Annotated in this window: 4 protein-coding genes and 2 pseudogenes; all 6 read right to left on the bottom strand. The window is 47.0% G+C overall.

Annotated features, from left to right (window positions below):
• A pseudogene (locus HMPREF0670_RS11500) lies at window positions 1-619 on the bottom strand (RHS repeat protein); the annotation flags it as partial.
• A gap of 147 nt (window positions 620-766) precedes the next feature.
• Window positions 767-1,285, bottom strand: a complete 519-nt coding sequence (locus HMPREF0670_RS11495) for a hypothetical protein (RefSeq protein ID WP_009231322.1) — start codon at window positions 1,283-1,285, stop codon at window positions 767-769.
• Between the two features lie 14 nt (window positions 1,286-1,299).
• Window positions 1,300-2,418: an RHS repeat domain-containing protein gene (locus tag HMPREF0670_RS17155; protein ID WP_009231321.1), complete on the bottom strand. Its 1,119-nt coding sequence runs from the start codon at window positions 2,416-2,418 to the stop codon at window positions 1,300-1,302.
• Between the two features lie 76 nt (window positions 2,419-2,494).
• Window positions 2,495-3,337 carry a hypothetical protein gene (locus HMPREF0670_RS11485; RefSeq protein ID WP_009231320.1) on the bottom strand — a complete coding sequence of 281 codons (843 nt, stop codon included), beginning with the start codon at window positions 3,335-3,337 and terminating at the stop codon, window positions 2,495-2,497.
• Window positions 3,337-3,567, bottom strand: coding sequence for a hypothetical protein (locus HMPREF0670_RS11480; RefSeq protein ID WP_009231319.1), 231 nt, complete (start codon window positions 3,565-3,567; stop codon window positions 3,337-3,339). Before HMPREF0670_RS11480 ends, HMPREF0670_RS11485 begins: the two co-directional genes overlap by 1 nt.
• Window positions 3,564-3,891 (bottom strand): annotated as a pseudogene (locus HMPREF0670_RS16420) (hypothetical protein); the annotation flags it as partial. The gene HMPREF0670_RS11480 and the pseudogene HMPREF0670_RS16420, both read right to left, overlap by 4 nt.

Genomic DNA, 3,891 nt, shown 5'->3' with positions numbered 1-3,891 from the left:
CCAACCACTCCCCGCACGACATCTCTTGCAACCTCCCTTGTTCGTCGTGGCCGTAATCCACGCTTGCCCCAAGGCTACTTTCCGTATGCACGTGCCGCCCCGTCGGGTCGAACGTGCGCACGATGCTATGCCCGCCCTGTGTCTCCTTTATTACGCGCCCAGCGGCATCGCGCTTGAAGGCCACTTTCGTCTCGCCGTTCTCGGCACGCAGCAGCAGGCCGTCGCCGTCGTAGGCGAAACGGCTGATGCGTCCGTCGTGGTGGCGTTCCTCCAGCACGTTGCCCGCCCCGTCCAGCTCGTAGTCCGTCTGCCGTCCGCCAGGGCGCACCACGCGCACAACCCTGCCCGCGCCGTCTCGTACATACTTGCGGCGAAGTCCGTCGAAACCCGTCTCCTCCACCACTTGGCCCAGTCCGTCGAGCCCGAAGGCGTAGCGTTCCCCGCCTTCGTTGACAATCTCGCGCAGCTGCAGCTCGCCGTCGTAGCCGAAACGCACGTGGCGGCCGAACTGCCGCCTGCCCGTGAGCGTGCCCAGCGGTCCGTAGTCGAACTCCACGTCGCGCAGCATGTCCGAGGCCTTGACGAGGTTGCCCGAGGCGTCGTACGCGAGGTTGTGCACGTTGCCGTGCGCCTCCTCGATGCGTATCAGGTTGTCGAAGACAATACATTATAGGCATTTGGCAATAGGGCAGAAAGTGTTGTACTCACTAAATTAGAGAAGTTCTCTCTATCCTATCCAACAGGCATATTAGGTATCATTCCTTTGTCAGAAATACTTATAGGGGTAAGCCTTAAATAAATTAGGATATATGGAGTCAATCTCTTTAACAAAAGCATCCAGTAGAATTTTATTTACATTTTCTTGTTTTCTCAACATTTTTTCCAAATCTTGGTATAGGAATGCCATTTGTAAAAAACAACAAAATGAAATATTGAGACTCGTAAACTGGGTAATATTGGAATATTCACCTTGGTCATGATCATAAAATAAAACGAGATTACTTTCCTTATTTATAAACCATCCATCACCTTGTCCTGATGTACCAATCATCCACACTTGTTGGCTTATATCACTATAATTAGTTACCAAATAGCGATTCTCGTATAGCACCTTCTCATATCCATAAATCTCAATGTCTGGTGTAATTTCAACGCCTTCATATTTTGATATGAAGGATAGATACAATTTATCTAATGGCGGCAGCTTTTCCAAATGCCTTATTTCCATTTTTCTCCGTTTCATTCTTTCAAAAACTTCACATTCTGATAGTTTTCTAAATTCCATAATAATATCATTTTTTAATGTTTTCCAGCTCCTTTTATTGCCTCTGAATTATATTTACTAATACGCTCTTTCCGTGCAAGCTCTCTTAGTCTAGCCTCTAGGAATTCTTTAGCTTCGGACTTAGACAAGTTCATCTTTTCAACTCTATCTAGGATACCTGACCATGTTCTATTCCAGTTGCGCCCTGTTCGCGAACTATTTGTGTGTACCCCAGGCTTTTTTGTATGTTTATTTTGGGGTAGATTATAGAAATACTTCGGATTGTTTACATCAATATCTGCAATGTTTTTAAATCGATCTGAGAATTTCTCTGGGAAACCATGATGTATGTGGGCTTGTGTATGTTTCGAACCTACATGGGTTTCCCATTTCATTTGCAATGTTTGTGCCGGAATTTTTGATAACCCTAACACGTCTATCCAACTATTTGGCTCTCCCACATATCCATACAATGTTGGATTGCCACCTGCCAATCCTATCGGGTCCTGGCTGATATAACTTCCCGCATTCGGGTCGTAATACCTGAACCGATTGTAATACAATCCTGTCTCTGCATCCTCGTACTGCCCTTGGTACTTGAATGGTATGAACGCTGACGGGCGTTTCCTTTGCCGCCCGTAGATGTCCAGCTCCTGCTCCCAAACCTTGTTTCCCTGCTTGTCGTAGGCTTGCAGGGGCGTGCCGAGGTAGTCGGAGATGATGGAGAAACACTCACCGTTGGCAACAAGCTTGGCGTCAGGCACGAACGTGTCTTGTTCGAAGAGCCAGGTGACCATCTCGCTTTTTTCCGATTCAGCTGTCTCCGTCCATTCGTGCAGTGGCACGTTGCCGTCCCAAACGAAGTGGGTGGTCGTTCCTGCGTATGTCTTGCGGATGCGGCGGCCGAGGGCATCGTAGGCGAACGAGACTTCCTTGCCGTCGGGACGAACGACGCGGGCGAGCATGCCGTCGCTCTGCCAATCGTAACGCCAGCCCGTGCCGAAAGTGCGGAAACGGATGCCCAGTTCGGTTTCGAGCCGTTCCTTATTGATAGGGGCGACGATGCCGCCACGCAACGCCATTTCCTTGAACTCCTTGAACACGAGGTTGCCCTTGCAGTCGTAGTGGTAGAAGTGTTCGCGGTCTTCGGCCAACCGACCACCGGAATCTTCGGTGGTGACAATGTTACCCCTATTCAGTAGGATTTAACGAGCACGCGGCTTTGCCATTTCATCTTATACCGAGAAGACCATACATGTCATTTCTTGCCTTCTCTACTGCTGGTGAGGGACGGAAGTTGCCTGCCTTTATGTATGGAACGAACACGCTCAAAACTTCGTCATCGATGAAGTCGATGGATTTTCCCTGCGTATGCCGATAGTGGATGAGAGCCAAAATCTCCGTGGGGAAGACTCTTTGTGATGGGTAGGTGAATTCGCTCCGCACAAAGTTGTCGTTGTTAGACTGTTTGACATGGTAGTCCAACATGTCCGACAATAGGGTATTGACACGTTCCTCGTCGTCAGAGAGGATGCTGTCCATGCAATCTTGATAGAGTGGGGTCAGTGATACCGTGATGTAGGGTGTCCACTGGTCATGGTTCTTGCTATTGGTTTGGATGTCGTACAGCAAAAACGCCTCTTGGAGGGTGGTGGATTGATAATTAATGCTGTACTCCATCGTTATGTATTCTTTTATCAGGTTGACTATGGAATGGAACATGGTGTCCCTCTCTCTGTCGTCTCCAAAAATGAGGATGGCCAAGAAGAGTGAGGATGCACCAACCAACATATAACGGAATTTTTTCTCGGGGTCATGGACATACATTGTGCAGACCATGTATTCCAACATATAAGAATCGATTATTCCCGTAAAGTCTTCTTGATTGGAATTATGCCAAAAGGGATAAAAGTGCATCCCAAAGTAATTGCCATACGCAGTGTCATGCTTGATGTAGTTGTTGTAGTCAATGGACATGTCTGAGATAAACTTTGTCATAAAGTCGCTTTGGACATAGTTCTTGAATTTTTTCAACTCACGTTCCACAAGTTTGTCGAATACTTTTTTTTTCATTAATGATGTCCTCCTTTTTTTAGTTTTTCTATTCTTTTCGTTTCTGTATCCCAATTTTCATAGCTAATGGAATCGGCATATAGCTTTCCTCTTTTCCCTCTCTTTATGTCCACATAGGCGATTTTCCTTTCGCCTAGCTTAGACATAATCTCTGCTCGGGTGTCTTCATTAATCTTGCCCCGGAGCTCAGTTTCATTAAGTCGCGTTTTAACAAAATCACTAGGATTCATCTGGGCTTCGGAGAGGTTGAAGTTGCCACCGTCGAAGACTTGACCTCGAAAGCATCGTATTTTCCTGTCTTGGGGTTCTTAGCAAGCACGTCAATGCCGTTGTTAGAGCCGTATTTTACATCAATAATCTCATAACCGTTCTTTTTAAGGTCATTGATTACGGCTTTCTCACCAATATCACCAACGGCATGTCCGAACGGTCTCAGTCCCCAAACATCATACCAATTGTTGGTGTTTCCTACGTAACCGTATAACGTTGGATTGCCACCTTTCAATCCTATCGGGTCTTGGCTGATATAACTCCCTGCATTTGGGTCATAATAT

This window comes from Prevotella sp. oral taxon 317 str. F0108 (assembly GCF_000162415.1).
Classification (GTDB): Bacteria; Bacteroidota; Bacteroidia; order Bacteroidales; family Bacteroidaceae; genus Prevotella; species Prevotella conceptionensis.
This window is presented reverse-complemented; position numbering and strand designations above follow the sequence as displayed.

What these genes read in the sequence shown, in the direction of transcription:
- HMPREF0670_RS11495 (WP_009231322.1), bottom strand. Translation starts at nt 1,285, where the DNA reads ATGGAATTTAGAAAACTATCAGAATGTGAAGTTTTTGAAAGAATGAAA.
- HMPREF0670_RS11485 (WP_009231320.1), bottom strand. Translation starts at nt 3,337, where the DNA reads ATGAAAAAAAAAGTATTCGACAAACTTGTGGAACGTGAGTTGAAAAAA.
- HMPREF0670_RS11480 (WP_009231319.1), bottom strand. Translation starts at nt 3,567, where the DNA reads ATGAATCCTAGTGATTTTGTTAAAACGCGACTTAATGAAACTGAGCTC.